The sequence below is a fragment of the Bdellovibrio sp. HCB-110 genome, from assembly GCF_047323225.1.
Classification (GTDB): Bacteria; Bdellovibrionota; Bdellovibrionia; order Bdellovibrionales; family Bdellovibrionaceae; genus Bdellovibrio.
In genome coordinates, this window is record NZ_CP178750.1 from 2068813 (window position 1) to 2094666 (window position 25854).

Here is a 25854-nt window from a genome sequence, read left to right on the forward strand (position 1 = left end):
TAGATCAATCCGAGGATCAGGAGGGCTGCGAGGAACCATTTAGAACGAAACATCGTACTAGGTGTCATAGTTCCTCTATGATCTCAAACAGCCCAAAATGAAGGCAACTAAACTTCTTGTAATGAGGGATAACGCGTCATTTTTCCAGGGAGTCACTGACAAGCGTCCAGTTCTTCTCTAAACTTGAGCTTTATTGCCAACTTAAGATGGGGTTCGTTCTATAGAAAACTCGGGCCATAGTAAAAATGCGAATATTTTAATGCTCTCTTTGGGGGCCCTTGGTGTGGTCTTTGGGGACATCGGAACTAGCCCTCTTTACGCTCTTCGTGAATGCTTTGGAGGAGAGTATGGTCTTCATCCGACTCCTGAAAATGTCATTGGAATTCTCTCTCTGATTTTTTGGACTCTGATCTCAGTTATCTGTATCAAGTACATGGCTTTCGTTATGAGAGCAGATAATAAAGGCGAGGGTGGAATCCTTTCTTTGATGGCCTTGGCTGTGCGCAGTCAACACAACAAAGACGTCACTCATCGTCGTTGGATCATGACGATCTTGGGATTATTCGGAGCGGCTCTTCTCTATGGAGACGGCGTGATCACTCCGGCGATCTCAGTCCTTTCTGCCATGGAAGGTTTGACTTACGTCGCTCCAAGTTTTGAACCCTATATTATCCCACTGACCATCTTTGTGATGAATGCCCTTTTCCTTATGCAAAAGTACGGGACGGGGAGAATTGGTGTGATCTTTGGTCCGATCCTGTTGACGTGGTTTGTGGTGCTGGGTGCTTTGGGCATTCACGGGATGGCTGAAAATCCCCACATCTTTGAAGCATTATTGCCTCATCATGCTTTTGAATTTTTCTTCCGCAATGGCTGGCATGGTTTCATCGTTCTTGGTTCAGTATTCCTAGTCGTTACCGGTGGAGAAGCTCTATACGCAGATATGGGACACTTCGGAAAAAGACCGATCCGTTTGGCGTGGTTTACAGTGGCACTGCCTGCTTTGACTTTAAATTATTTTGGTCAAGGGGCTTTGCTTTTAAATAATCCAGAGGCGATTTCCAATCCGTTTTATTTACTGGCGCCGAAGTGGGCGCTATTGCCAATGGTTGTCCTTGCCACTTTGGCCACGGTCATTGCGTCTCAAGCGTTGATTTCCGGTGTGTTTTCAATCACTCGCCAGGCAATTCAATTGGGTTTCTGTCCACGTATTTCTATCATCCATACTTCAAGCCAAGAGATTGGTCAGATTTATGTGCCCGCCGTGAATTGGTCTCTTTTCCTTGGCGTTATCTGGCTTGTTTTGACCTTTAAAACATCCAGTAACTTAGCAGCCGCCTACGGTATTGCGGTCACTGCAACGATGGTGATCACAACGATTTTGGCGTTTGAAGTGGCTCGACAAAAATGGAATTGGAGTCTTTTAAAAGCCTCTTCCATTTTTGGATCTTTCCTCATCATGGATTTGGCTTTCTTTGGAGCCAATATTCGCAAGATCACTCATGGTGGCTGGGTGCCTTTGGTGATTGGTGCGGTGATTTATCTTTTGATGACGACATGGCAAAAAGGCCGTCAGGTTTTATTCCGTCGTCTCAAAGAACGCTCTATGCCTATCGAGGATTTCTGCCAAAAGATTTTGCGCGAACCTCCTTTGCGTGCACCGGGAACTGCGATTTATATGACGGGAGATCCTTGGGGTGTTCCGGTTCCGCTTTTGCATAATTTGAAACACAATAAAGTTTTGCATCAGCGTGTGGCGATTCTCACAATCCAAACCCGTGAAGTTCCATTTGTGTCTAAAAAAGATCGTATCTCTATTCAGGAAGTTATTCCGAATATGTACCGCATCTTGGCTTATTATGGATTTATGGAAACGCCGAAGATGAAGCATATTCTTGAGGCGTGCCGACAAAAAGAAATTAATTTCAATGTCAACGACACCACTTTTGTATTAGGCCGTGAAACCATCATTGCCGACAAAGGACCGAATAAAGGTGAAGAACCGGGAATGTCCCATTGGCGTGAACGTTTGTTTGCGGTGATGTCGAAAAATGCCCAAAGACCGACGGCCTTCTTCCGCATCCCACCCAATCAAGTGATTGAAGTGGGTATTCAAGTAGAAATTTAAGCCTCGAGCAGACGAAGAATCTGCTCCTTGTATTTCATCGCATCTTCAAAACCCAATTCAATCAATTGCCCACAATAGGTGGGCTCAAACAGTAGGAAACTTGCGACCTCCGTGGTGTCTTGAAGTGTTCCTAGCCCTCGTAACAAATAGCGAATCATTGCTGGCAAACGATTCACGCGATGGGAAGCAATTTCAGTAATGTCCCGAGAAGGAGAAATCCAAAGATAGTCGATAGGTCTTACGGAAAGAGTTGTCCGTTCATTTTCAGAGAGTTTCAAAATATTTGTATTAATCCGGTCCAGACGTTCAATATCAATTTCTAAACCATCCATCATCAATGTATGGAGTAAAACACTGACCACACGGCCCACAGAAGGCGGCTTTTCTCCATTGGTGTGTCTTGAGGCATAACACACATCCTGTTTTTTTCGAACTCCAATGGCGATCAGCTTTTTTGCACCCATATAAATCGCAGGTCCGCATGGAGACAAGTTGCGAATACTGCCGTCGCCAAAGTGACTGTCGCCAATAGTGGTTGGCGGAAATAACAGGGGAATTGAAGAGGATGCCAGGATATGATCAATGGTCATGGTCACCCGTTCAGAACGACGGCGCACTCGTTGCCACATCGGGATGTCTTCAACCCCTTGAATAAAGGTGACAGTTGAAGTTGAAAAATAATCCAGAGCCGAAATCGCCAATCCCCGAAATTTTTTATCGTTGATGTTTCGTTGAATACTTTCAAAATTGCAGTTGTCATGAATGAGTTTTCTTAAAGGGCTTGCATCAAGAAGGGCTTTTCTGGGGGCGGCTTTAATCATGCCTCCCAAAGAAAGATCCGCGATCCACTTCAGTCCGCCGACCGAGAGAGAAACAGGATCTGTGATATAAACTTGTTCAGACTCAACACGACTCCACAGATTCGTCAGTTTTTTGCAGCCATCTGTTATATGACAACTCGAAGTGGAGGTGAGCATCGCCGAATTAATCGCGCCAGCGCTAATGCCCGTATAGAGATCAAAAGGATAGGCGATGCCTTGCTCAGAGCAAATATCCGCAATAGCAGCCACGGCGCCGGCTTGATACGCAGCTCGGGCTCCGCCTCCAGAAAGCACAAGACTGAGGGACGATGACACAAACACCCCCTTACTGTTAAAACGCTAATACGCTCGCGTTCAAATTTACAGTGATTTCTAGACTTGTAGAAAAATACAAAGGGGAGATACTGATGGTGACGAAGCCACGATAATCAATTTTCGGTTATCGATTCCATTGAAGGAAAACCTGCTTCGCATAAGGGAGCCCGAGCGGCTCTCTTCTTTTTTTTTCTTCTTGTTGTTCGCGGGAGTCTTCGGTGCTTCCATTGCCTTGTTAAATTCATTGCTCCCTTTGCTCGGACAGTCCTCGCGCTTGTTTTTCTTTGCTGGCTTCGGGGGGTATCTTTTTTAGTTTTCTGATTGCTATTGCTGGGCTTTCTTGGCGCTGCGGAACTCGCGCCGGGAACAATGAATTTAACAAGGCAATGGAAGACGATGTTCTGTGAGCAAGAAAACAAAATAGAGTGTCGCCTTATTTTTTGGGGCCTTGGTGGTTCTTTTGTTTTTTTGTGAATACCTTTATTGATTAGGGATTGTCTTCTGAGAGTTTTCTTTGGTCGGGTTTTTTGTTTGGTATGTGAAGTCTCTTTAACATTTTCTTTTGCTTTGGTCTGGTAGTGAAAGCTTTTATTGAGTGGTTTATGGATCTAAGTTTAATTCTGTTTGTTGAAGATTGATCTCTTTGGGTTCTTGGGAAATAGTTTGGGGGTGTTTGTTAACATAGGCATCTTTGAAGGAGAATTTAAGATGATGAAGTTTGTTATGGGCGCTCTTGTTTTGGTGGCGGCTGTTTCTGTGCAAGCAGCAGACGTTTATAAGATTGATACTAAAGCTAGTTCTGTGGCTTGGAAGGGTACTAAGAAGATGGGAAGTGCTCATCATGGTGGTATCTCTGTGAAAGAAGGCGATGTGACTTTTGATAAAAAAGGTCAATTGGCTTCTGGGAATATCGTTGTTGATATGACTACTGTGACTAATGAAGATTTGAAAGACAGCCCTGAATACCAAAAGAAACTTGTGGGTCACCTTTCTAATGAAGATTTCTTCAACGTGACTAAGTTCCCAACGGCGACTTTTAAAATCACAGGTGTAACTGCGAAATCTAAAACAGAAGCTGTGGTTAAGGGTGAACTTACTATGATCGGTAAAACAAATCCTATAGAGTTCCCTGTAAAATTGGCGGTTGATAAGGGTGTTGCTACTGGTGAAGCTCTTGTGAAAATTGACCGTACTAAATGGGGTCTTAAATATGGTTCTGGCAACTTCTTTAAAGAACTTGCTGGTGACAAAATCATCAGTGACGAATTCGAATTGAATTTGAAACTTGTTGCTAAAAAATAAATTTAAAAATCTATTTTAGCTCTGAAGGCGTTGATTTACTCAGCGCCTTTTTTATTTTTCAGCGCGGCTCTAACTTTTGTCAAAAGAGTGAGCGAGTTTAAGCGTAAAATGGCTTTTGCAGCCCGCCTGCAATGTACACCCCTCGTCTCACAATGAGATTCCTTTGTGATCTTCGCGATTTACTTCTGCTTGTCTTCTGGCGAACCCTTTGCATTTAAGAAGGTCGAATGAGGAGACATCCTATGAAAGACTTTAAATTTCTATTTATCACATTGCTTGCAACGGCGGCTTTCACGATGACGGCTTGTGCGAAAAAAGATTCTGAGTTCGCGGCTCGTTATGCGAAAAACAAAATGGGTGCGAGTGTGGCGGATGGTAAAAAGACCCAAGAAGCCGGTGAGCGCGCTGAAGCTCAAGGTCTTCTGGCGGATGTCGTCGGTATTACAAAATATTTTGCTCCAGCAGGGCAACCCGGACCGAATGTTGTGATGGCAAAAATTCTTATCAACAATCAAGAGATGCCAGTGACGACTCATCACTTCGGTACAGAGATGGTTGAAGGCCGCGTTGATGTCAATGGTTTCACTGTGGTCTTCCACGCCATGTGTGGAACTACGGATTGTAATCCCTATTATGCTTCCATGGAGATCTATAAGGACAGCCAAATGGTAATTCAAGAAGGTGTTCGTAAATACTTCGACGAACGCAGTCCTGGAGAAGATCGTTATCAATGGTTCACGCCAGAGAAGGCTTTGCCTTTGATGGGTACTGACTCTGCAGACACGCGTGGTATGGTTGGTTTCCTCAATACCGCGACAGACACAACAAGCTCTGAAATTAAATAAGAGTTTTCAAATTTAAATCGAACGGGGAGAGTGTTGTGCACTCTCCTTTTTTTCTTTTCGGATCTCTTCATCTAACATTTCCGCCAGATGCGTGTTGCGACTCTTTACCATCTTATCAATTTTCACTAGATAGTTTGCGAGATGATGAAAGAGCTTTTCGATCTCGGCATCCGTCTCCAAGCGCCCTTCCTCTTCTTTGATCTCTTCAGTGAGGCGATCCACAATGAATAATGCTGCGTTTAACGACACGCCGATGTTGTGAAGAAAATCCCGTTCTTGATAAAGCGGATCTTGCTGCGGGTCTTTCATGGAGGCCTCCTTCAATTTAGTATTCGAAGGCTTATAAGGGGAGGCAACTTGTAGATTTGCAGGGTTCGAGGGGCGGAATAAAGGTGAATAATTTTCAGGGACACTTTGTGATTTCCACAGAACTCTTTAGTGTCACAAAGTGTCCGCGTTCCAAAAAACTATCGAAATAGGGCTCAAATCGAATAAAACAGCAGGATATTTTAGGAATTCGTTAAGAAATGGTGTTGAAACGGGACTAAAGTCATGGCACCTTACTTGCTCATTAGGGACCAGTGGCTCCAATTTGGGACCAAGTTGACCCTTTTCGGAACTGAAGGTATTCAGGGCTCCGAAATGATGAATTTGAATTTAATAAACTAATTTTAAGTAGTTTAAGAAACATAAATAATAACCACGAAGGAAAGGGAAACCAGTGAAAAAACAAGTTTTATTGTCACTGATTTTGGCGGGATCAATGGTTACTGTAGCTGCTCACGCTGAAGAGCAAGCTCAAAACCAAAATGCGAACACTAGCTCTGTAAAAGTGTCTGATGTTCAGAACAAAGACGAAAAGCAATCTGATCTTGATGCAGAGATCACAAATGCTCGTATGCGTGCTGAAGCAGGTTCTAAATCTAAATGGTCCGTAAAAGCTAACTTGGCTTACCAAGGTGGTTCTATCGAGAAACCAATCGATAAAGAACGTCCTAACTACCGTAAAGGTACTACTGGTCAAGCTTTGACTTACCTTACTGGTACAGTGGGTGTTGCTTACCGTGCAACTGATAAAGACGCTATCCGTTTGGGAACTGGTATCACTATGTTGACTCCATTCCACAACAACACAGATGATTTGAAATCTAACAAACTTGGCGATGACCCAGAAACTAAAGTATTGAACGTTTCTACTCCATATATTGAGTATTCTCGTTCTTTCAGAACTGGCAACATCATGCACATGCCGTCTGTAACTTACAGCCACGCGACTGAGCAATACGATGTAGACGTTCTTCAAAGCGTTGGTTCTATCTCTTTGGATCACACAATGGTTGCTGATATCGAAGGTTCTAACTTCCAACCAGGTATCGCTATCTCTGGCGGTTACAGCTTGTACAAAGACGGCGCGCAATCTTTTGACATGATGGAAACTCGCGGTGCTCGTTCTGACTACGACATCGGTTTGTACCCATTCCTTGAGTACTCTTTCAACGACACATTCTCTTTCCGTACAGTGTTCGGTTACTTCGCATGGTCTCACTACAGAAGTGAAGATGCTGCGACTTTCGAGCGCCTTGTATCTTACCAATCAATGGGAATCGGTATTTCTTTGACTCGTGAGATCTACTTGTACCCTAACGTACAATTCATCCCAGACGACATCCGTTCTGACAGAACAAACATTGGTTTGTCTTCTACATTGAACGTATTCTAATTCTTGTAAAAGAATCTGAGATGCTAAAAAGGCAGCCCCCAAGGCTGCCTTTTTTATTTCGAAAGCCCCTAAGAGGGCTATCCGTTTCTATCTATAAGACCTTTTAAAATTTGATTTGGGTTAGTGCTGAGACACTCAAGCTTCTAAAGGCTTGCTGTCGCGGCTTGTGGAAGAAGAGGTAGAGGATCAACAGGTCCTCTGTCTTTGCGAATTTCAAAATGCAAGTGAACACCAGTCGCTCTGCCTGTGCGGCCCATGGCTCCGATGACTTCGCCTTGGCGGACTTTTTGGCCCTCGGCTACGAGGATCTTATCGAAGTGGGCATACAAAGTCGCCCAGCCGTCGCCAGACTCTACTAGAACCATTTTTCCGTATCCACGGAACTCACGACCTGCATAGATCACTGTGCCGCCCTGAGCGGCTAGGATCGGCGTTCCTTTTGGAGCCGCAAGATCAATTCCTAAGTGAGGGCGTTTTTTATTAGGTAAAAAACCACGAGTCATGCGCGCGCGATCAACAGGCCAATCGAAAGAAATCTGTTGTTCGATGTAAGGACTTTGATCTGAGGCGGCGTTGCGGGGAGGGGTGTTTGGTGAACCACCTGAAAAGTATTCCCGCGACAAGGGTGTATGAAATGTAGTGCAGGAACCAAGGGTTCCCACAACGAAAATGCTTCCTGCAAAATTAACGAGCTGCTTCCATCCTGGTGACATGCTTTGAGTATACTTAATAAGTCCTCGAATCCAAAGCATTAATTTGGAATGAGCCCGTTGTAATTCTTAAAAATATCAACAAGAGATTACTTATTAAGCACTAATAAATTGGGAACTGTTTGCAAAGCTGCTTCACATCCTCATGGATCTTGCTCTTCATCGCAACATCTTCAGGATTATTAAGAACTTGCGCAATCCATTTCGCGATTTGCTTCATCTCAGAAACACCCATTCCACGTGTGGTCAAAGCAGGAGTTCCGATACGAACACCACTTGTGACAAACGGCGAGCGTTTTTCATTCGGCACTGTGTTTTTATTTACAGTGATACCAGCTTCATCCAAAGATGCTTCTGCTAGTTTTCCCGTGATTTCACGATCACTCAAATCGACCAAGATCAAGTGATTGTCTGTCCCACCAGTCACAAGTTTGAAACCTAAAGAAAGCATTTCATCAGCAAGAGCTTTTGCATTCATAATCACTTGCTCGCTGTATTTTTTAAACTCAGGCTTTAAAGCTTCGCCGAAAGCCACTGCTTTTCCTGCGATAACGTGCTCCAAAGGTCCCCCTTGGATGCCTGGGAAAATGCGCGAGTTCATCGTCTTCGCTTTTTCTTCAGAGTTCGTAAGAATCATCCCGCCACGAGGGCCACGCAAAGTTTTATGCGTTGTCGTTGTGATGTAATCCGCATACGGAGCTGGAGAAGGATGATGTCCTGTCGCTACGAGGCCTGCAAAGTGAGCCATGTCGACTAGCAATTGCGCACCCACTTCGTCAGCGATCTCTTTGAACTTTGCAAAGTCCAATGTCCGAGGGTAAGCACTGTAACCCGCGATGATGAGTTTTGGTTGAACTTCTTTAGCAGTCGCACGAATTGTGTCGTAGTTAATACGACCTGTCTCTGCGTCGAGTTTATAAGAAGCGGCTTTAAATAAGAGGCCACTGAAGTTCACAGGGGAGCCGTGAGTTAAATGTCCACCGTGAGAAAGATCCATACCTAGGATGGTGTCACCGGCTTTACAAGCAGCCAAATAAACAGCCATGTTTGCTTGAGATCCAGAGTGAGGTTGTACGTTGGCAAAGCCAACTCCGAAAAGTTTTTTTGCGCGCTCGATAGCTAAAGACTCTACAGTGTCGACATTCACGCAGCCACCGTAATAGCGTTTGCCAGGATAGCCTTCAGCGTATTTGTTTGTGAGGATGGAGCCTTGAGCTTCCATCACCGCACGTGATGTGTAGTTTTCTGAAGCGATCATCTCAAGACCAAATTGTTGGCGTTCAGATTCTTTTTCAATCGCTGCTAAAACTTCAGGATCTACTTGAGACAAAGACATCGACGTTGAATGCATAAAAGATACCTCACTGGACTTATGTGTTTAAAGTATCCCTTGAATGCGTAAAATTTAAAAGTCTCAACAACCAGTGTCGCTGGAGAGTTTGTCTACGCGACGCTGGTGGCGTCCACCTTCAAATTTCGTATGAAGGAATTCTTTAACCATTTTGATTGCAAGATCAGGGGACGTGAAGCGGGCGCTTAAACAAATAATGTTCGCATTATTATGTTCACGAGAAAGGCGAGCAATGTCTTCATTCCAACAAAGAGCCGCCCGCACTTGCGGATAACGGTTTGCACGAATAGCCATACCTTGACCAGACCCACAGACCAGAACGCCCATGGATGAACCTGTTAGTGAATCCGCGATTTTATTTTTATGATTTTCAAGTTCTGCTTGAACGATGTTTTTACAAACTTGGTCGGCGTAATCAGGATAGTCTACAGAGTCTCCGTTGTGAGTTCCCATGTCTTTCCATGAGATCTCCGGGAAGGCTGCCATCACTTTAAGTTTTAAATCCAACCCAGCGTGATCACAACCTATGTAAACTACCATGTTTCACCTATTTCAGTTTTGAGAAGATCATGCAGGCGTTCGTGCCGCCGAATCCAAAACTATTGTTAAGAACGTTGTCGATTTTTCCTTCGCGAGCTTTGTTAGGAACATAGTCCAAATCGCAGTCTTCGCTTGGATTTTCCAAATTGATTGTTGGAGGTACTTTTTGATCACGGATTGCCATCACACAGAAAGCAGATTCAATCGCACCCGCAGCACCCAAAGCATGTCCCGTCATAGACTTCGTAGAAGAAACCCAGACTTTCTTTGCATGATCGCCCATAAGGCGCTTGATGGCTGTGGACTCAAGGCCGTCACCAACAGGAGTGCTAGTGCCGTGAGCGTTGATGTATTGAATATCAGATGGATTCAATCCAGAGTCTTTAACAGCAGCTACCATGGCTTTGTATCCACCTTCTCCTTCAGGAGCTGGGGACGTCATATGGTAAGCGTCCGAAGAGACACCGTAGCCAGTGATTTCGCAAAGAATCTTAGCGCCACGTTTTTCAGCGTGCTCTAAAGATTCAATACAAAGAACGGCTGCGCCCTCTGCCAGAACAAAACCATCACGGTCTTTGTCCCAAGGACGACTTGCTTTTTCTGGAGCATCATTGCGAGTGGAAAGCGCTCTCATAGAGGCGAAACCACCAATCGCAAGTCCACAGATAGTGCTTTCAGCGCCACCTGCAAGCATCACGTCAGTGAGGCCATCGCGAATATAGCGAACAGCGTCTCCGATAGAGTGAACACCTGAAGCGCAGGCTGAAGTCACAGAGTAGTTTGGACCTTTTAAGCCCAATGCGATGGAAACTTGTCCCGCCGCCAAGTTCGTGATGACAGCAGGGATAAAGAAAGGACTGATACGACCAGGACCTTTCTCTTTCATCTTAATGGATGTTTCTTCGATAGTTTGAAGACCACCGATGCCCACACCAATAATCACTCCCGCTTGATTCTTCACGTCCTCTGTCAGTTCTAATTTGGCCATTTCCACGGCCATCTTAGATGCTGCGATAGAGTAATGAATGAATTCGGCCATCTTCTTTTGCTCTTTTTTCTCGATGTAAAGATCAGGATTAAAACCCTTCACTTCACCAGCAAAAGTCACATCAAAGCCTGTCGTGTCGAACTTAGTGATCTTCGCGATGCCAGATTGGCCACGAAGCGCAGCAGCCCAGCTGTCCTCAATGGTATTACCAAGGGGAGTGACTGCGCCCACTCCGGTGACGACAACTCTTCTTTGTGGTTTTGAGGGACGTTCAAATCGGGAGTTCATAAGAAATTAAGCTTTTCCTTTTTTCTCAAGGTAAGAAGCTACGTCTTGAACAGTCTTAAGCTTTTCAGCGTCTTCGTCTGGAATTTCAAGATCGAATTCTTCTTCCATTGCCATCACAAGTTCAACGATATCAAGGCTGTCAGCGCCAAGATCGTCGATGAAAGAAGCCTCAGGCTTAACTTTATCTGGATCTACGCCTAATTGTTCAACGATGATGTCTTTTACTTTTGGATGAATTGCCATTTGTCCTCCTAATATGCGTTCATCTATTTTAATCTTCAAGTCCAGTCCAGCTTCTACGCCCCAGGCGCTTCCGCATTCTGAGCCAGGCTCAGTTCATGTGCATTCCGCCGTTTACATCCAGAGTGTGCCCTGTGATGTATTTTGATTCATCACTGAGTAGGAAACGAACCGCTTGTGCGACGTCGTTGCCTTCTCCGATTTTTGCCAGAGGAATACGTTCCATCATTTTTGCTTTTACGTCTTCAGAAAGAACGTCTGTCATTTCAGTGCCGATAAAGCCCGGTGCTACGTTGTTTACGCGCACATTGCGAGAAGCAAGTTCCAAAGCCACAGACTTCGCAAAAGCGATTGTTCCTGCTTTGGAGGCCGCATAGTTCGCTTGTCCTGCGTTTCCAGTTTCACCAATAATAGAAGTGATATTTACGATGGAACCTTTGCGCGCTTTCATCATGGGTTTCGTGAAAGCTTTCGTAACTAAGAAAGTTCCGCGCAAGTTTGTATTGATCACAGAATCAAAGTCTTCTGCTTTCATACGCAAAAGAAGTTGGTCTTTAGTGATGCCAGCGTTGTTAACAACGCCATCAACGTCAGGCCATTTTTCAAGGATGTGCTCAACAGCTTCATTGACCGAAGCTTCGTTCGCGATATCCATTTTGATGTAGAAGTGACCTTCGCCAGTTAAAGAGTGCGCAACTTGTTGAGCGGCTTCTTCGCGAGAAGAGTAAGTGAAGGCCACTTGCGCGCCTTCTTCAGCTAAAAGCTTTACGATAGAAGCGCCAATGCCGCGGCTGCCGCCGGTTACAACAATTTTCTTTCCTTGAAGCGATTTTCCGCTCATGTGCAAAATCCTTTTTCTGCGCAAACTTGTGTCGTTTTCAGCACACTCTGACCGAACTCCGAGCAAAGCTCAAGAAATTTCAATGACTCGAAGCTTTCAAAAATTCTTCAATAGTTTTAATATCTTCCATGCTTGTTGTGGTCATTACTTTGAAGAAGTCTCCGTCGATCTTTTTAAGAAGACCTTGAAGGACTTTTCCGGCGCCACATTCGATCACTTGAGCGTGACCCATGCCTTTTAAAACTTCCATGCTTTGAGTCCAACGAACGGGAGCTGAAACTTGGCGGATCAAGTTCTCACGCAAAATAGAACCTTCTGTTTCAGCTTTGGCGTGGAAATTTTGAATGATGGGGAAGGAGGCCTGATTGAATTCCATCGCGGTCAATACTATACGCATTTTGTCTTCGGCAGGTTTCATCATTTCGCAGTGGAAAGGCGCTGAAACAGTTAGAGGAATTAATTTTGCGCGCTTCGGAGCTTCCGTGAAAATCGCTTCTGGTTTGAAGTTGTCTTTCAACCAGTTGATCGCTTTTTGCGAGCCTGAAATTACAATTTGTCCAGGGGAGTTGAAGTTGGCTGCTGACAAAGGACCGAAGCCAGAATTCTTCACAACGTAATTGCAAAGAGTTTCAACTTGATCAGGTTCTAAACCAAGAACCGCCACCATTCCGCCTTGTCCAACAGGAACAGCAGATTGCATCGCTTGTCCACGTGTGCGAACGGCGCGCATCGCCTCGTCGAAACGAATCACGTTGGCAGCAACAAGAGCGGCGTATTCACCGATAGAGTGACCCGCGGCTGCGACAGGTTTAACACCGAAATCGTGGCGCAAAACTTTTTGTGTCGCTGTTGAAACAAGAAGAAGAGCTGGTTGAGTATTTTCCGTCAGAGCCAGATCCGCCTCAGATCCTTCAAAGCACAGTTTTTTCATGTCTTGCTTAAGGGCTTCAGAGCCTTCCTCGAAAACTTCTTGAGCAATCTTGAAGTTTTCAAATAAAAAACGGCCCATGCCAGGTTGCTGACTGCCTTGTCCAGGGAATGCCAAAGTAAACATGTGTTAGTACCTCAATAGAATACTGCCAGAAGTTAGACCTGCTCCAAATGCTGTGAGCAAAATAGTCTGTCCTCTTTTAATTTTTCCATTTTTGACGGCCCAATCAAAGGCCACGGGAATTGAAGCCGCTGACGTGTTTCCTGTTTCTTGAAGGTAAACAATCACGCGCTCCATTGGGAATTTAAACTGATCAGCCACAGCTTCGATAATACGCTTGTTGGCTTGATGAGGAACAATCCAATCCACTTTTTCTGGTGGAAGTTGGTTGTGCTCTAAGGCTTCTCTACAACAAAGAGCCATTGTGCGAACGGCGTTTTTAAAGATTTCGCGTCCACGCATAGAGACATAATTTAATTTATTATCTAGAACGTACTGAGATTGCGGCATCGCACTTCCGCCACCTGGCAGAGTCAGTAGGTCCGCTAAATCTCCATCAGCATGAAGGTGAGTGCTTTCGACAATGTTTTTATCGCCATCTTGTGCACGAGATAAAACCCACGCCCCGGCCGCATCACCAAAAAGAATGCATGTCTCACGGTCTTGATAATTGACGAAGCGATGAAGAACTTCAGCGCCCACCACAAGAACGTGCTTATACATTCCAGTACGGATGAATTGATCGGCAATAGAAACACCGTAGATAAAACCAGAACAAGCCGCATTCAGGTCAAACGCAACGATGTTGCGGCAACCCAGCTTGCTTTGCAAATAACACGCAGTTGAAGGCATCTGGCGGTCACCAGATACGGTTCCAACAACGATCATATCGATATCTTCAGGAGTTAATCCGGCGTCTGCGAGAGCTTTACGAGAAGCTTGAAGGCAAAGATCCGATGTGGCTTCACCTTCAGCGGCGATATGGCGACGTTCGATCCCAGTTCTTTCAACAATCCATTGATCACTCGTCTCTACCATTTTTTCGAGATCTTGGTTCGTGAGAACCTTCTCTGGTAAATACGAGCCTATCCCTGCTACTCGAGACCGAAACAATCCTGCCATGGAGTCAACCTGTCCGTAAGTGATTACTTAGCTGCGCTGATTTGTTTGCCTTTGTAGTACAAAGCGCCGTCAGTGCCTTTGTGAGCACGGTGAGGACGAGTCAATTCGCCAGTTTTCTTTTCTACAGATACTGCAGGAGTAGACAAACCGTCGTGTGAACGGCGCATATCACGGCGAGAGCGAGACGTTTTCTTCTTAGGAGTTGGCATTTCAAACCTCTTTTTGAGTCATTTATAATCGAAGCACGTTAATTTAACCAAAGAATGATAAAAATCAACACTTTAATTGATTTTGATGTTCTTTAAAACTGCGAAAGGACTTTGGGGCTTTTCATCCGGCATTTGCTCGTCATAGCTAAAGCTCTGTCCTTTCACAGGAATTTTGCAAATTGAGCAATCCCCATTTTCATCTTCAGGGCCTGCTGGATTAAAAGGCGCAGCAAGAGCTACGACTTCATGAAGGTATTCCCCGATATCAAATAGGTTTCCCTCATATTCAGAAACATCAGGTCCGTTCTCAGGAAGGTCACTCACATGGTTGACCTTGGAATATTTACTACCGCGAGGGTGGTCCTGCTTAGGGATTAAAAACTCATGAAACTTAGTATCTATAGGGAAAGCGAAATCAATTCCACAGCGAGCACATTGCTCTGGAAGCTTGGTTTTCATAGTTCCTACCAGCTCGAAGTCTCTGGAATTTAAAGGTTTAATAAAAAACTCAGTTTCATGAAGAGTGTTACCGATCAAATCTGTCAAAACTGAGTTGAGTTCTCCCGTTTGAGAGTTCCAGTGATAGGCTCTTCCTTCTTCTGGGATTTCAGTCAGATTGATTTTCATAAAAAACTCCTAAGTCCACCCCTAAGAATATCAAATCAGGCTTTATATGGGGGAGTTTGTTGTAGTGGAAATGGGGCGGTTGGTCAAGGTCTGTTTTCGTCGAGGTCATCTTGTGGTCCTTCAGGGAGGGAGTAGTCTTGGGCTGAAGACTAAAGGGGGTATTTATGGCAACTCTCAAAATCAATGGAAGTGAGTATTATTATGAGGAACACGGTCCAAAAGACGCTCCGGCTATTTTGCTGAGCCCGCTTCTTTATACCGACACCTCAGTTTATGAACCCGTGGTGCGCATCCTCTCTGATGAATATAGAGTGGTTGTTTGTGATCACCGCGGTTTAGGAAAGAGTGGCGGAACTCCGAGTGTCAGTCTTGAGAACAGCGCCAAGGACATGGCTTCTCTTATTGAAAAGCTCAATTTAGAGCCTTGTCATTTTATTGGAAACTGCCTTGGAGCGCACGTGGGATTGCATTTGGCGATTCTACGTTCTGATCTTTTGAAAAGCTGTACTCTGATGGGAGCAAACGCAGAAGCTGAAAGCGAAGAATCCGTTCGCGATATGGATACGTTTATTACGAATGCGAAGAAAAATGGCATGAAATCCAGTGCAAAAGCATTCTCTGAAATGTGGTTTGGGTCGACATTCCGCGGAACGAAAGATCCTGTGCAAGTCAGTCGCCGCGAAAAATGGATTAATCATGTGGGTAAATTGAAAGCGGAAAGTCTCGATGCTGCGGAACAAATTTTCCACCGTAAAGATGTGACAAAAGATCTTTCGAAAATCAGTTGCGCTGTTCTTGTGATGGCTGGCGATGAAGATTCTCCTACGAATCTTGAAGCGTACCGTCGTCTCGCAAAAGCCATTCCCAATGCTGAGTTTAAAACCATTCATCATGCGGGATATGCTTTAGCGATCGAACAACCCGAAGAAATCGCAGAGAATATCAGAACCTTTATTGGCAAAGTGGAACGTCATTGGGCTGCGAAACAAAGACAAGCTCCCCGCGATATGGGCTTAAGAGCCAGTTGATTAGATGGGACCTAAGAGGGAGCGACTCTCCCTCTTAGGTGTCGATTGTCGCCGGACCTTGTTTTTTATTCATAGTCACCTCCGGTTTTGCCTGCGAGGTGGCTCTAAAATCTACTTCAGACTCTCTTATAACAGGCACAAGCTTTGTAATAAGACGGTCATCTTATCCTTAAGTTCGGAGGACTTTATGATTAAGCTGATCGTTTTTTGGAGCTTAATTTTATCTGCTGAAATCGCCAGTGCCAACGAGGTCGTTGTGACTTGTCGTGGGTCTGTGAAACCGAATATGGCGTCTGTTGAGACTTACAAGGTTTCTTTAACGGATCGGGGCAATGTCATCGTTGAAGGGCAATACAAAGACACACCCGCTATTTTTATCAATGTTGATAAAGATGAGGTCGTAAAACAAAACGACGATGAAGGTCTGCATTTAGAATCTTCAAAGAAACGCTTGGGAATGGTTTTCTCTAAGCAGTCTGTGCAAATCAATTATAAAACAGGCAAAGGCTCTGCACGCGATTACCAAACTATGGAAAGCATGGTGAAGCCTCGCACTGTATTCTTAGATAGCTGCCGTCGTTAATCTTACTGATTTACGAAAAGGTCCTGCGCCTTAGGAGAGCTCTTAATCAGTTTTAAGTCTTTAAGCTGCTGAACAAGAGTTTCCCAGCGGGCGGATGTCATCGAGCCCAATGTTTCTTTTGTTTCAATCAAGGGCTTTTGAATATCTGCGGCCTTGTTGAAAGTTTCAAGATCTAAAGATTTATTCAAAGTAGCCATGTACTGATTTGTCGCTTTTGGATCTTTAAGATAGGAGATCCAGCCTTCGCGTGATGCCGTCACTATTTTTTTAACAAGCTCAGGCTTCTTGCTTAAAGTTTCTTCTGTCGCAGCAATCACCACCAAATAGGGATTAAAACCTTCATCAGCAATAAGGAAGCTTTTAACTTTGGCGCCGGCTTTTTCTGCGCTCAAAGGTTCTGTTGTGATGAATCCCTGTTGAGAAAAGTTTTTGTTATTTAAGAAATTACTTACGCCGCCAGTGTAAGGAACCACTTTCACTTTGGGCTTTCCAAACTTTTGTACCAGGAATTGATAATAGGGAAGCCCAGACTGCATGGAGAGGATGCCTTCACTTGCGAAAACATCTTTCAAAGTCTTAAAGTTTTTTTCTGCATGAGTCATCACGATGTAAGGTGAGGTTTGATAAACAGCAAACAGACCTTTAACTTTGTTTTTGGCGTTGCGATCTTGAGAAAGAATGATTTCATCAGCACTTACAATAGCAAATTCAACTTTGTTATTAGCAAGCATTTGCACCGTCGGAGTTCCTGATCCGCCTTCTAAGATTTTCACATCAAGTCCGTGTTTTTTATAGATTCCTTGAAGTGCGGCCGAATAGAATCCGCCAAACTCAGGTTCTGCTTTCCAATTCAAAGCCAATGTGACTGAAGTCGGGGGTTGTGCAAAAGCCGGAGAGGCTAAAAGAAGACTTAAACCAAGAAGCCATGTTTTCATTTTAAATCCTTACTCTTGAGAGGATGAAGCAAAGGGACGACGCCACAGAATAAGCTTATGCGCGGCCGTTAAGATGCCCATAAATAAAAGTCCCATCGCAGATAACAATAATAAAGCTCCAAAGACGATGTCCACTCTTTGCTGTGTGCGCGCAGAGTCGATCATCGCACCCAGTCCGCCACCGCCCACGAATTCTCCGGCAATGGCGCCGATGATAGAAAGACCCGCTGAGATTTTAAGTCCTGAGTAAATGTAAGAATAAGCGCTGGGGAGTTTTAATTTGATCAAAGTTTGAATGCGACCTGCGTGATAGACGCGGAATAAATCCTTCTGGGCCTCGCTGGCACTTTCTAATCCCATCAAAGTATTTGCGATAATGGGAAACACAGACACAATAAAGCTTGAAGCGATCACGGTTGGCGCGCCAAAGCCGAAATAGATCACGAGTAGTGGCGCGATGGCGATGATGGGCACTGTTTGAAAGAAGATGGCAAAAGGCAGGATCGCTCTTTTTAAAAGATCCGAAAGAGAAAATAAAAACGCCGTGAGGCTTCCAATAATGATACTGATAACCAGGCCTGCTAGGACATTGACCAACGTTTCTTTAAACGCCGTAAAGAAGTCTTCCTGCAATTCTTGAAGAGTTTTAACAACAGTGGAGGGTGCCGGAAATAAAGTATCGCTAATCAAGCCCTGGCGCACGGTAAACTCTAAAAGCAAAGTGAGGATAAGAAAGCTCACAAGAGCAGGCCCAAAGCGTTTCATCCTTTAAGCCTTTCTGAAATACTTCTGACGATGCGATTAAAATCTTCCGAGGTGCGAAGGTCTTCTGTTCTGTTTTTAGGAAGATCGAGTTTCTGGTCTAGAACCTTTTCGGCACCCGCTCCTTTTAACATAATAATTCTCTCTGAAAGATACGTCGATTCAAACAAAGAATGTGTGACAAATACGACGGTCATCTTTTCATTCTTCCACAACTCTAACAGTTGATTTTGCATTTCAAAGCGCGTGTTTTCATCCAGGGCGGCGAAAGGTTCGTCCATTAAAAGAAGTCTTGGAGAGCTGACCAGAGCACGCGCCAATGACACGCGCATTTTCATGCCTCCGGACAGTTGATGAGGAAAAAGTTTTGCAGATTCATCCAGCTTCACTTTTTTCAGAGCCGCCATCACGCGATTTGTTTTTTCTTCTATAGAAACATCTTTAAACGTGGAATTGAGCTCAAAGGGAAGAAAGACATTTTCAAAAACCGAGCGCCATGGAAGAAGATTGGCCTCTTGAAAGACAAAACTAAAAGATCTTTTAGCGGCAGGTGAGAGGCTCACCTCCCCGCTTGTGGGTTTTTCTAGACCTGCCATCAATCTTAAGAGTGTCGACTTCCCACAACCAGAAGGGCCCACCACGGAAACAAAAGATCCGGGTTCGATATCCAGATTTAAATCTTTGATCACTTCACGTTGAGCAAAGCTTTTCGCAAGATCTTTAATGTGGATGCCCAGTCCCTCTGTCATCAACTACACCCAATCGTAATTAAAGCTGATGCTGATGCGTTCTTTGTGGGCGTCGTTCTTAGGGACTTCATGGCGCAGCCAGCTTTCAAAAAGAACGACGTGACCTTCTTTAGGATCCAGAGAGTAATATCTTTGATTGTGGTCTTTGGCGCCGTGTTTGCGCGGCGGGGAAGCCATAAAAGAATCTAGTCTTGGATCTTCAAACTTCAGCGATGAACAGTTTTTCGGTGTTTGAACATAATATGTCCCGCTGATAACTGATAGCGGATGAAGATGCATGGTGTGGATCACGTCCGTCGGCATGATATTCACCCAGCAAGAGGTCATTTTTAATTCTTTCGGGTTGATATCCATTTCTAAGTGCTTCACGAACTTACGAACGTGTTTGTCGATCTCTTTTTCGAGTTCCTCAAAGGTGCTTGAAACTTTGTGCAGACTTGAAATAGAGCCGTAGGAAGTATATCCGCCTTTATAGTTTTTGCGGGACCAGGCCTGACCTTCTTCATCAATCTCGGCAAACTTCAAAGCTTCCATTTTGAGATCTTTATTCAGCTCTGCCAAACCTCGGGATTTCAGAGGGGAGTAATAGATAAAGGTGGGAAAAAGCGTTTTTATCATTCTGAGACACCTTCGCAAACAAGTCTTTAAAGAGCCATCATGGCATGTCTTTGTGTATCAATTCAAGAACAGAACACCAATTGTTAGACAGTTGTTAGCTACATCATCAAAGCCTTTTCGTCATATGGAACTGAATGCGCCTGGGGGTGGCACCGCCCTTGCTTTAAGTAAAGGCATTACCAAGGAGTGAATTATGAAAAAGCAATTACTTGTAACAGTTATCGCGATGATCCCTGCTATGAGCTTTGCGAAAATTTCGGACTTTAACGCTCTTATTACAGAGAACGTAAAGGCTCAAAATGAACTTCACTCTACAGTGAAACACAATGTTGATGACGCTAGAGATGCTGTGGCAGCCGCTGAAGTTCGCGAGCGCATTGTTGTAGTTGAAAATTCAGGAGCTTCTTACAATGCTCCGACTAGAAAAGATCTTTTGGCTTTCAAAAAAGAGAAAAGAAGTCACCGTGCCTCTGAATCCAAGCAATTTGAACGCTTGGCTTCAGAAATCAACTCTGCTGATTACTAATTAGATTTTAAAATTTAAAAACACCAAAGGCCTTCTGTAAAAAGAGGGCCTTTTTCTTTTGCTCTTAAAGAATGAGTTTGCGGAGTTCCTGCTGCGAATATACGTAATCCGCGTAAACCATGGTGTTAGTGATGTTTCTGTGTCCCAGGGCCACTTGAACCAACCTTAAATCCTTCGTTTTTTGATAGAGTTCGATGGCAAAAGTATGCCTCAAGGCGTGGAATTTCTTTGGAACGGGGCGATACATTTCCCAGACCTGATAGAGACGATTGTAGGAAATCGGAAAAACCGAGGTTCCGCCTTGCTGCTCAGCGAAGCGGTGAAGTCGATTAAAAATGTCGGAATGAATCGGAATCTCGCGGTCATTGGAGCCCTTTAAACCCCGGATAAAGATGCTTTCATCATAAGGGTTCAAATCACTTCGTTGAATATTGAGAACTTCTTGAGCCCGGGCGCCGGTTCGCAAAGCCACCCAAATCATCAAACAATTGCGTGGATCCTTGTCTTGAAAGTCCGTGAGAATTTTTCGCAAACGTTCCGTTTCGGGGGCGAGGAGATATTTGTTCTTATTAAGCTGATACCGAGATGCCGTAGACATAACTCATCATTCAGAAGTCGAGGTGTCTTTGACAAGGGGATTTCATGCCGCATTGCATTCAGAGTGTTGATAGATAAAAATATCTTGTTTAGATATGCATGGTCGAAATACACCGCATTGCATCAATGTATAACCCCTTGAAGTCACTGATTAAAATATATAATAAAATCAAATACTTAACACTAAAGCTTATAACTATAAGCTTTAGTCTGTTTTGAAAAAGGGGTATCTGGGCTATGCCTGGAAGAATTCTTTTGTGGTTTCAATGACTTAGCTTGACACATCAAAAGCCTCTTTGGAATCATATATGTATTATACAACGCTATTTATTGTGAATAACAACACAAATGTTGTGAAAAACAATAGTCTAGAGGGGTTTAAATGGAGTTGGACGTTCAGGGGCCAGATCAAGAAGGGTTTGAAAAGGCGGCATTTGACGAGGGGTTTTTGGAGGGGGATCTTGGACCTCGTTCAAAGACATCTTTAAGGATGCATTACGAAGCCCAGGTTTCAGTCATTCAAAATCAAATCGGAAACTTGGAAGAAATTCGGGGTTCTTTAGGGCTTTCTCAACGCAAAATGGCCCAACTTCTTTTGGTTGATCCATCCACTTGGACTCGCTGGACGAAGCAAGGCGATGAAGCTCCCCCGCATATTTGGCGCGCTCTTCAATGGTATTTGGCTTTGCGGGAAAAAATCCCCGGTTTAACGCCGCAATATTTTATCAGTACAAATCCGCAGGCTTTGCATCAGAAGGCTCTTAAGGAATTGGACGTTGAACGCCAAGAACGCCTTGAAAGTATGGAAAATCTCTCTCAGAAACTGCAAAGTTTGACGAATGAACGCGCGGATCTTCATGGGGAGCTGAAGAAGCTCAAAAAAGACCTGAATTTTCACAAGAAGATGAGTATAGTCATTCTTCTTATTAGTATTTCTTGGGCAGCCGTTTTCTGGTTTTGGAAAGGTCTATGATTAAACACGACGCCATTCGACTTTTAGTGACGCAAACCATCTTTGATGTTGTTTCTTCTGTCTATCCAGACGTAGTTCCCCATGTTTTATCCCGCGAAGCTTTGGAAATCGAAATTTACAAAGCTCTCGTCTTGCCTCCGCAATCAGAGCTCGGTGATTTGGCTTTTGGCTGCTTTCTTCTTTCGAAATCTCTGAAGAAATCTCCGGCGGATGTGGCAAAAGAAATTGCTAAAGGTATTACGGAAAAATCGGCCTCTCTAGATATCAAAGCTGTGGCTGCGGGTCCTTATGTGAATATCACTTTGGCTCCGGCTATTCATGGAAAGCTGGTTCTTAACGATATTTTAAATGGCAGCTTCTTTAAAAAACAGCTTGTCGAAAAATCTCCAAAGACAATGATCGAGTATTCTCAGCCAAACACTCACAAAGAACTTCATGTGGGTCATATGAGAAATCTTTGTTTGGGTGATGCGATCGTTCGCATGCTTCGTTATTCAGGACGTGACATTGTGGCTTCCACATTCCCTGGCGACATGGGAACTCACGTGGCGAAATGTCTTTGGTATATGAAAAAACACAACCAAGAGCCAGAGCCTGCAACAGGTAAAGGGGAATGGTTGGGTCGCATGTACTCGAAGGCCAATCTTCTTTTAGAAGATCAAAACGGAACTCCCCAGGAAGCTATTAATAGACAAGAGCTCACGGATATTCTGCATCAGTTGGAATCTAAAAAAGGTCCTTATTTCGATCTTTGGAAAGAGACTCGCGAGTGGTCTATTGAGCTCATGAAGAAGGTCTATAAATGGGCCGATGTGAATTTTGATGAGTGGTATTTTGAATCAGATATGGATTCTCCTTCGGCGGCTTGGGTGAAAGAACTTTTTGCTCAAGGAAAACTTGAGATGTCTGAAGGCGCTATTGGAAAGAACTTGGAATCTGAAAATCTTGGGTTCTGTATGCTTCTTAAGTCTGATGGCACGGGCCTTTACGCGACGAAAGATTTGCTTCTTGCAAAACACAAGTTTGAAGATGTGCACATTGAAAAGAGCGTCTACATCGTCGATATGCGCCAGGCTTTGCACTTTAAACAAGTCTTCCGCGTTCTTGAAATCCTCGGTTTTGAACAAGCGAAGAACTGCTTCCATCTTCAATATAATTATGTGGAACTTCCGGATGGGGCGATGAGTTCTCGTAAAGGCAATATCGTGCCCTTGACAGAGCTTGTTCATCGCATGGAAGAACATGTGAAGACGACTTACCTAAGTCGTTATGAAAACGAATGGACGAAAGAAGATATTGAAACTATCGCCGGACAAGTGGCGAAAGGTGCGATCTTCTACGGCATGCTTCGTATCGACACGAATAAGAAAATCGTTTTTGATATGAATGAGTGGCTGAAACTAGATGGGGAGTCTGGACCGTTTGTTCAATATTCTTACGCTCGTATCTCGAGCCTGGGACGAAAATTCCCGCGTGCTCAAAAGGATGTGGATTGGAGTGTTCTAACGCACGCTTCTGAACGTCAATTGATGCAGGCGTTGTTTGGGTTTAACTCTTCAATTGCTCAGGCAGCTGAAAACTTTAAGCCGGCTGCGATTTGCACTTATTTGTATGAACTCGCGAAGAAGTTTAACGTGTTCTATCATGAGTGTCCGATCGGAACAGAAAAAGACGAAACTCTTCGCGAAGCACGTCTGGCTTTGAGTTCTGCTGTAGGGGCAACTCTTAAGCAAGGTCTTGCCGTCTTGGGCATGCCGGCACCAGAGAAAATGTAATGAGAATCAGGGCTCTCGTTGTTGCGGGAGCCTTCCATATTTTGCCCCAAATTTAAGCGATTTCGCCCCTCAACTTATTCGCCGCATTAACGCTAGTCTTTTTACTCAAATGGAACCATGATCTCCTCGCAATTTAAATTAAGAAGGAGCCTACATTGGGAACTTTTGAGCTTATTTCTAAGCATGGAGACCATGAGCAAGTTGTATTCTGTAACGACCCTCATGTTGGATTGAAAGCGATCATCGCTATTCACAACACTTCTTTGGGACCTGCTTTGGGTGGTACCCGTATGTGGAACTACAAAAATGAAGATGAGGCTCTTGTCGACGTTCTTCGTTTGTCTAAAGGGATGACTTATAAAGCAGCTGCTTCAGGTCTGAACTTGGGCGGTGGTAAAGCTGTTATCATTGGCGATCCAAAAACTCAAAAATCTGAAGGATTGTTCCGTGCATTCGGTCAATTCGTAAACTCTTTGAATGGTAAATACATCACGGCTGAAGACGTCGGTACAAGCGTTCAAGATATGGAACACATCTACATGGAAACTCCTTGGGTGACTGGTATCCCTAAGGATTTCGGCGGATCTGGTGACCCATCTCCATACACTGCACACGGTGTTTTGATGGGTATTAAAGCTTCTGCAAAAGAGAAATTCGGAACGGACTCTTTGAAAGGCATGAAAATCGCCGTTCAAGGTCTTGGTAACGTAGGCTCTAACCTTGTGAAGTATCTTAAAGAAGAAGGCGCAGTGATCACTGTGGCTGATATCGACATGAACCGCACTAAAAATGTAGCGGAAGCTTTCAGCGCAAAAGCAGTTTCACCAGATGAAATCCTTTTCACTGAGTGCGACATCTTGGCTCCGTGTGCATTGGGTGCCATCGTTAACGATCAAACTATCACTAAATTGAAAACAAAAGTGATCGCGGGTGGCGCGAACAACGTGCTTGCGGAAGCTCGTCACGGTGACCAATTGAAAGAATTGGGCATCCTTTACGCTCCAGACTACGTGATCAATGCTGGTGGTTTGATGAACGTCTTCGTTGAACTTGAAGGTTATTCTCCTGAACGTGCGTTCGAAAAAACGAAACGCGTTTATGACAACATCTTGAAAGTTTACGAAGTTGCAAAACGTGACAATATCGGAACTCACACTGCAGCAGACCGTTTGGCTGAAGAGCGTATCAACACAATTGGTCGCTTGAAACAACGCCATCCAGGTAAATCTTCTCGCGCGTTCACGACGCTTAAAGAAGTACATAACCGTTAGTCGTATTTGCAGCTGCTCTCGGAGCTACTTAGTGTGGCCATCCGTGAGCGGCCTTTCTGCCGGCCGTCGTGGCCGTCAGAGCAAAGTATAAGGGGAAATTACTTTCCTTTCCTGACCATTGTGGTCAGGAAATAGCCTTCACAGGATGGAGGCACCTCGCATCATTGTTACAGCTGAATTGACATCCCACCTCGACCAAAGAACAATCTTTCTTCGTGTAAGTATTTATTAACAGCGAGGAATATCTTGAGCACTAAGTTTACTAAAGAAGAGTTAAAATCTCCGGATCAAGTGACACAAACCCTGAGAAAAGGTTTTGTTTGGACCACAGGCCATTCAAAAATGGTGATCGCAGCGGTTGCTGTCTTTGTTGTGATCGGTGTTGGTATGTCTCTTATGAACTACATGACTGAGAAAAAAGAAGTTTCTCAGCAAGAGAAATACTTCCTTATCGAAAAAGCTTACAGCGAGAAAAAACGTGGCTTTGAAGAGGCTGCTCGTAACGAGTTGATGGCTGCTCAAGCTAAAGACAAAAAAAGCGTTCCTGCGTTTGACCCTTCTAAAAAAGCTTCCGGCGACATGCAAAAAGACTACGGAACTGAAGTTGCTGGTTTTGAAGCGTTCATCAGCGAAGCTCCAAATACAAAGGCAGCTCAAATGGCAGCTTTGAATTTGAGCGAAATCTACATGAGCTACAAAAAAACGGAAGAAGCTGCGGCGACATTGGCAAAGGTAGAAAAAGGTCTGGATAAGAAAGACGTTCTTACAGGTCTTGTGTTGATGCAAATGGGTAACGTTCTAGCTGATAAAAACGACTGCAAAGGGGCTGTTGAAAAATGGCAAACTTTGACGGGCAATAAGGCTTTGGCGTTTGCTCATGACGAAGCAAAACTTCGTATGGGTCTTTGCTTTGAATCAATGAACGATTTGGCGAAAGCGGAAGAGATCTACACTGAGATCGGCAAAAAAGACGATCAAAGCACGACAGACTTCGCCGCTTCTCGTGAAGCGCAAAAGTATTTGCGTTTGTTAAAAGCAAAAAAGAATCTTTAATCAGGG

Annotated in this window: 28 protein-coding genes; 11 read left to right on the plus strand and 17 right to left on the minus strand. The window is 44.3% G+C overall.

From position 1 onward, the window contains the following. Positions 1–259 precede the first annotated feature (259 nt). Entirely contained in the window at positions 260–2128 is a 1869-nt protein-coding gene (locus ACL934_RS09970; protein ID WP_374080412.1) for a potassium transporter Kup, read from the plus strand. Here ACL934_RS09970 and ACL934_RS09975 read toward each other — a convergent pair. Then, entirely contained in the window at positions 2125–3264 is a 1140-nt protein-coding gene (locus ACL934_RS09975; protein WP_374080413.1) for a patatin-like phospholipase family protein, read from the minus strand. The two genes, ACL934_RS09970 and ACL934_RS09975, sit on opposite strands and share 4 nt — an antisense overlap. A 708-nt stretch (positions 3265–3972) precedes the next feature. Between ACL934_RS09975 and ACL934_RS09980 the strand changes: the two genes are divergently transcribed. Together ACL934_RS09980 and ACL934_RS09985 are read left to right on the plus strand one after the other, a co-directional pair. Then, positions 3973–4566: a YceI family protein gene (locus tag ACL934_RS09980; RefSeq protein WP_374073207.1), complete on the plus strand. Its 594-nt coding sequence runs from the start codon at positions 3973–3975 to the stop codon at positions 4564–4566. Positions 4567–4808: 242 nt separating this feature from the next. Further along, complete coding sequence (locus ACL934_RS09985; RefSeq protein WP_374073208.1) at positions 4809–5411, plus strand: hypothetical protein; 603 nt, start codon at positions 4809–4811, stop codon at positions 5409–5411. A 12-nt stretch (positions 5412–5423) separates the two neighbouring features. Here the strand turns inward: ACL934_RS09985 and ACL934_RS09990 are convergent, their stop codons facing one another. Continuing rightward, entirely contained in the window at positions 5424–5720 is a 297-nt protein-coding gene (locus ACL934_RS09990; protein WP_374073209.1) for a hypothetical protein, read from the minus strand. Between the two features lie 412 nt (positions 5721–6132). Between ACL934_RS09990 and ACL934_RS09995 the strand changes: the two genes are divergently transcribed. Next, complete coding sequence (locus ACL934_RS09995) at positions 6133–7131, plus strand: hypothetical protein (RefSeq protein ID WP_374073210.1); 999 nt, start codon at positions 6133–6135, stop codon at positions 7129–7131. 143 nt (positions 7132–7274) lie between these two features. Here ACL934_RS09995 and ACL934_RS10000 read toward each other — a convergent pair whose 3' ends face one another. The 10 genes from ACL934_RS10000 to ACL934_RS10045 all read right to left on the minus strand — a co-directional run bounded on the left by ACL934_RS10000 (position 7275) and on the right by ACL934_RS10045 (position 14978). Then, positions 7275–7844: a M23 family metallopeptidase gene (locus ACL934_RS10000; RefSeq protein ID WP_374073211.1), complete on the minus strand. Its 570-nt coding sequence runs from the start codon at positions 7842–7844 to the stop codon at positions 7275–7277. A gap of 100 nt (positions 7845–7944) precedes the next feature. Beyond that, the gene (gene glyA, locus ACL934_RS10005) at positions 7945–9192 is read right to left on the minus strand and encodes a serine hydroxymethyltransferase (RefSeq protein WP_374073212.1); all 1248 of its coding nucleotides are present in this window, start codon (positions 9190–9192) and stop codon (positions 7945–7947) included. A 63-nt stretch (positions 9193–9255) separates the two neighbouring features. After that, positions 9256–9732: an RpiB/LacA/LacB family sugar-phosphate isomerase gene (locus tag ACL934_RS10010; protein ID WP_374073213.1), complete on the minus strand. Its 477-nt coding sequence runs from the start codon at positions 9730–9732 to the stop codon at positions 9256–9258. A gap of 7 nt (positions 9733–9739) precedes the next feature. After that, positions 9740–11008 carry a beta-ketoacyl-ACP synthase II gene (gene fabF / locus ACL934_RS10015; protein ID WP_374073214.1) on the minus strand — a complete coding sequence of 423 codons (1269 nt, stop codon included), beginning with the start codon at positions 11006–11008 and terminating at the stop codon, positions 9740–9742. A 6-nt stretch (positions 11009–11014) separates the two neighbouring features. Then, the gene (gene acpP / locus ACL934_RS10020; RefSeq protein ID WP_041871683.1) at positions 11015–11251 is read right to left on the minus strand and encodes an acyl carrier protein; all 237 of its coding nucleotides are present in this window, start codon (positions 11249–11251) and stop codon (positions 11015–11017) included. Between the two features lie 88 nt (positions 11252–11339). Continuing rightward, on the minus strand, positions 11340–12089 hold the full coding sequence (gene fabG, locus ACL934_RS10025) for a 3-oxoacyl-[acyl-carrier-protein] reductase (RefSeq protein WP_413613487.1): 750 nt from the start codon (positions 12087–12089) through the stop codon (positions 11340–11342). Positions 12090–12168: 79 nt separating this feature from the next. After that, on the minus strand, positions 12169–13143 hold the full coding sequence (fabD, locus tag ACL934_RS10030; protein ID WP_374073216.1) for an ACP S-malonyltransferase: 975 nt from the start codon (positions 13141–13143) through the stop codon (positions 12169–12171). 3 nt (positions 13144–13146) lie between these two features. Further along, a complete protein-coding gene (locus ACL934_RS10035) occupies positions 13147–14142 on the minus strand; it encodes a beta-ketoacyl-ACP synthase III (protein WP_374073217.1) in 996 nt (331 codons plus the stop codon). Positions 14143–14165: 23 nt separating this feature from the next. Continuing rightward, on the minus strand, positions 14166–14351 hold the full coding sequence (gene rpmF / locus ACL934_RS10040) for a 50S ribosomal protein L32 (RefSeq protein ID WP_374073218.1): 186 nt from the start codon (positions 14349–14351) through the stop codon (positions 14166–14168). A gap of 72 nt (positions 14352–14423) precedes the next feature. Continuing rightward, positions 14424–14978 (minus strand): YceD family protein, encoded by a 555-nt coding sequence (locus ACL934_RS10045; protein WP_374073219.1) that lies wholly within the window; start codon positions 14976–14978, stop codon positions 14424–14426. A gap of 164 nt (positions 14979–15142) precedes the next feature. Here ACL934_RS10045 and ACL934_RS10050 point away from each other — a divergent pair, with 164 nt between their 5' ends. After that, entirely contained in the window at positions 15143–16006 is an 864-nt protein-coding gene (locus ACL934_RS10050; protein ID WP_374073220.1) for an alpha/beta fold hydrolase, read from the plus strand. Positions 16007–16193: 187 nt separating this feature from the next. Further along, positions 16194–16589: a hypothetical protein gene (locus tag ACL934_RS10055; protein WP_374073221.1), complete on the plus strand. Its 396-nt coding sequence runs from the start codon at positions 16194–16196 to the stop codon at positions 16587–16589. Between the two features lie 2 nt (positions 16590–16591). Here the strand turns inward: ACL934_RS10055 and ACL934_RS10060 are convergent, their stop codons facing one another. The 4 genes from ACL934_RS10060 to ACL934_RS10075 are packed head-to-tail and all read right to left on the minus strand — an operon-like array spanning position 16592 to position 19653. Further along, positions 16592–17524 carry an ABC transporter substrate-binding protein gene (locus ACL934_RS10060; protein ID WP_413612157.1) on the minus strand — a complete coding sequence of 311 codons (933 nt, stop codon included), beginning with the start codon at positions 17522–17524 and terminating at the stop codon, positions 16592–16594. A gap of 9 nt (positions 17525–17533) precedes the next feature. Beyond that, positions 17534–18289 carry an ABC transporter permease gene (locus tag ACL934_RS10065; RefSeq protein WP_413612158.1) on the minus strand — a complete coding sequence of 252 codons (756 nt, stop codon included), beginning with the start codon at positions 18287–18289 and terminating at the stop codon, positions 17534–17536. Next, positions 18286–19035: an ABC transporter ATP-binding protein gene (locus tag ACL934_RS10070; protein ID WP_374073224.1), complete on the minus strand. Its 750-nt coding sequence runs from the start codon at positions 19033–19035 to the stop codon at positions 18286–18288. The genes ACL934_RS10065 and ACL934_RS10070 overlap by 4 nt, the downstream gene beginning before the upstream one ends. Positions 19036–19038: 3 nt before the next feature. After that, positions 19039–19653, minus strand: coding sequence for a 2OG-Fe(II) oxygenase family protein (locus ACL934_RS10075; protein WP_374073225.1), 615 nt, complete (start codon positions 19651–19653; stop codon positions 19039–19041). 193 nt (positions 19654–19846) lie between these two features. Here ACL934_RS10075 and ACL934_RS10080 point away from each other — a divergent pair, with 193 nt between their 5' ends. Then, positions 19847–20179, plus strand: coding sequence for a hypothetical protein (locus tag ACL934_RS10080; RefSeq protein ID WP_374073226.1), 333 nt, complete (start codon positions 19847–19849; stop codon positions 20177–20179). A 64-nt stretch (positions 20180–20243) separates the two neighbouring features. Here the strand turns inward: ACL934_RS10080 and ACL934_RS10085 are convergent, their stop codons facing one another. Beyond that, on the minus strand, positions 20244–20777 hold the full coding sequence (locus ACL934_RS10085) for a tyrosine-type recombinase/integrase (protein WP_374073228.1): 534 nt from the start codon (positions 20775–20777) through the stop codon (positions 20244–20246). 381 nt (positions 20778–21158) lie between these two features. On the opposite strand from ACL934_RS10085, the gene ACL934_RS10090 reads away from it, so the two are divergent. From ACL934_RS10090 to ACL934_RS10105, 4 genes are all read left to right on the plus strand, one after another. Further along, positions 21159–21749 carry a hypothetical protein gene (locus tag ACL934_RS10090; RefSeq protein WP_413612159.1) on the plus strand — a complete coding sequence of 197 codons (591 nt, stop codon included), beginning with the start codon at positions 21159–21161 and terminating at the stop codon, positions 21747–21749. Next, complete coding sequence (gene argS / locus ACL934_RS10095; RefSeq protein WP_413612160.1) at positions 21746–23524, plus strand: arginine--tRNA ligase; 1779 nt, start codon at positions 21746–21748, stop codon at positions 23522–23524. The genes ACL934_RS10090 and argS overlap by 4 nt, the downstream gene beginning before the upstream one ends. 155 nt (positions 23525–23679) lie before the next feature. Continuing rightward, entirely contained in the window at positions 23680–24795 is a 1116-nt protein-coding gene (locus ACL934_RS10100; protein ID WP_374073233.1) for a Glu/Leu/Phe/Val family dehydrogenase, read from the plus strand. A 246-nt stretch (positions 24796–25041) separates the two neighbouring features. Further along, a complete protein-coding gene (locus ACL934_RS10105) occupies positions 25042–25848 on the plus strand; it encodes a tol-pal system YbgF family protein (protein ID WP_374073234.1) in 807 nt (268 codons plus the stop codon). Positions 25849–25854: the final 6 nt, after the last annotated feature.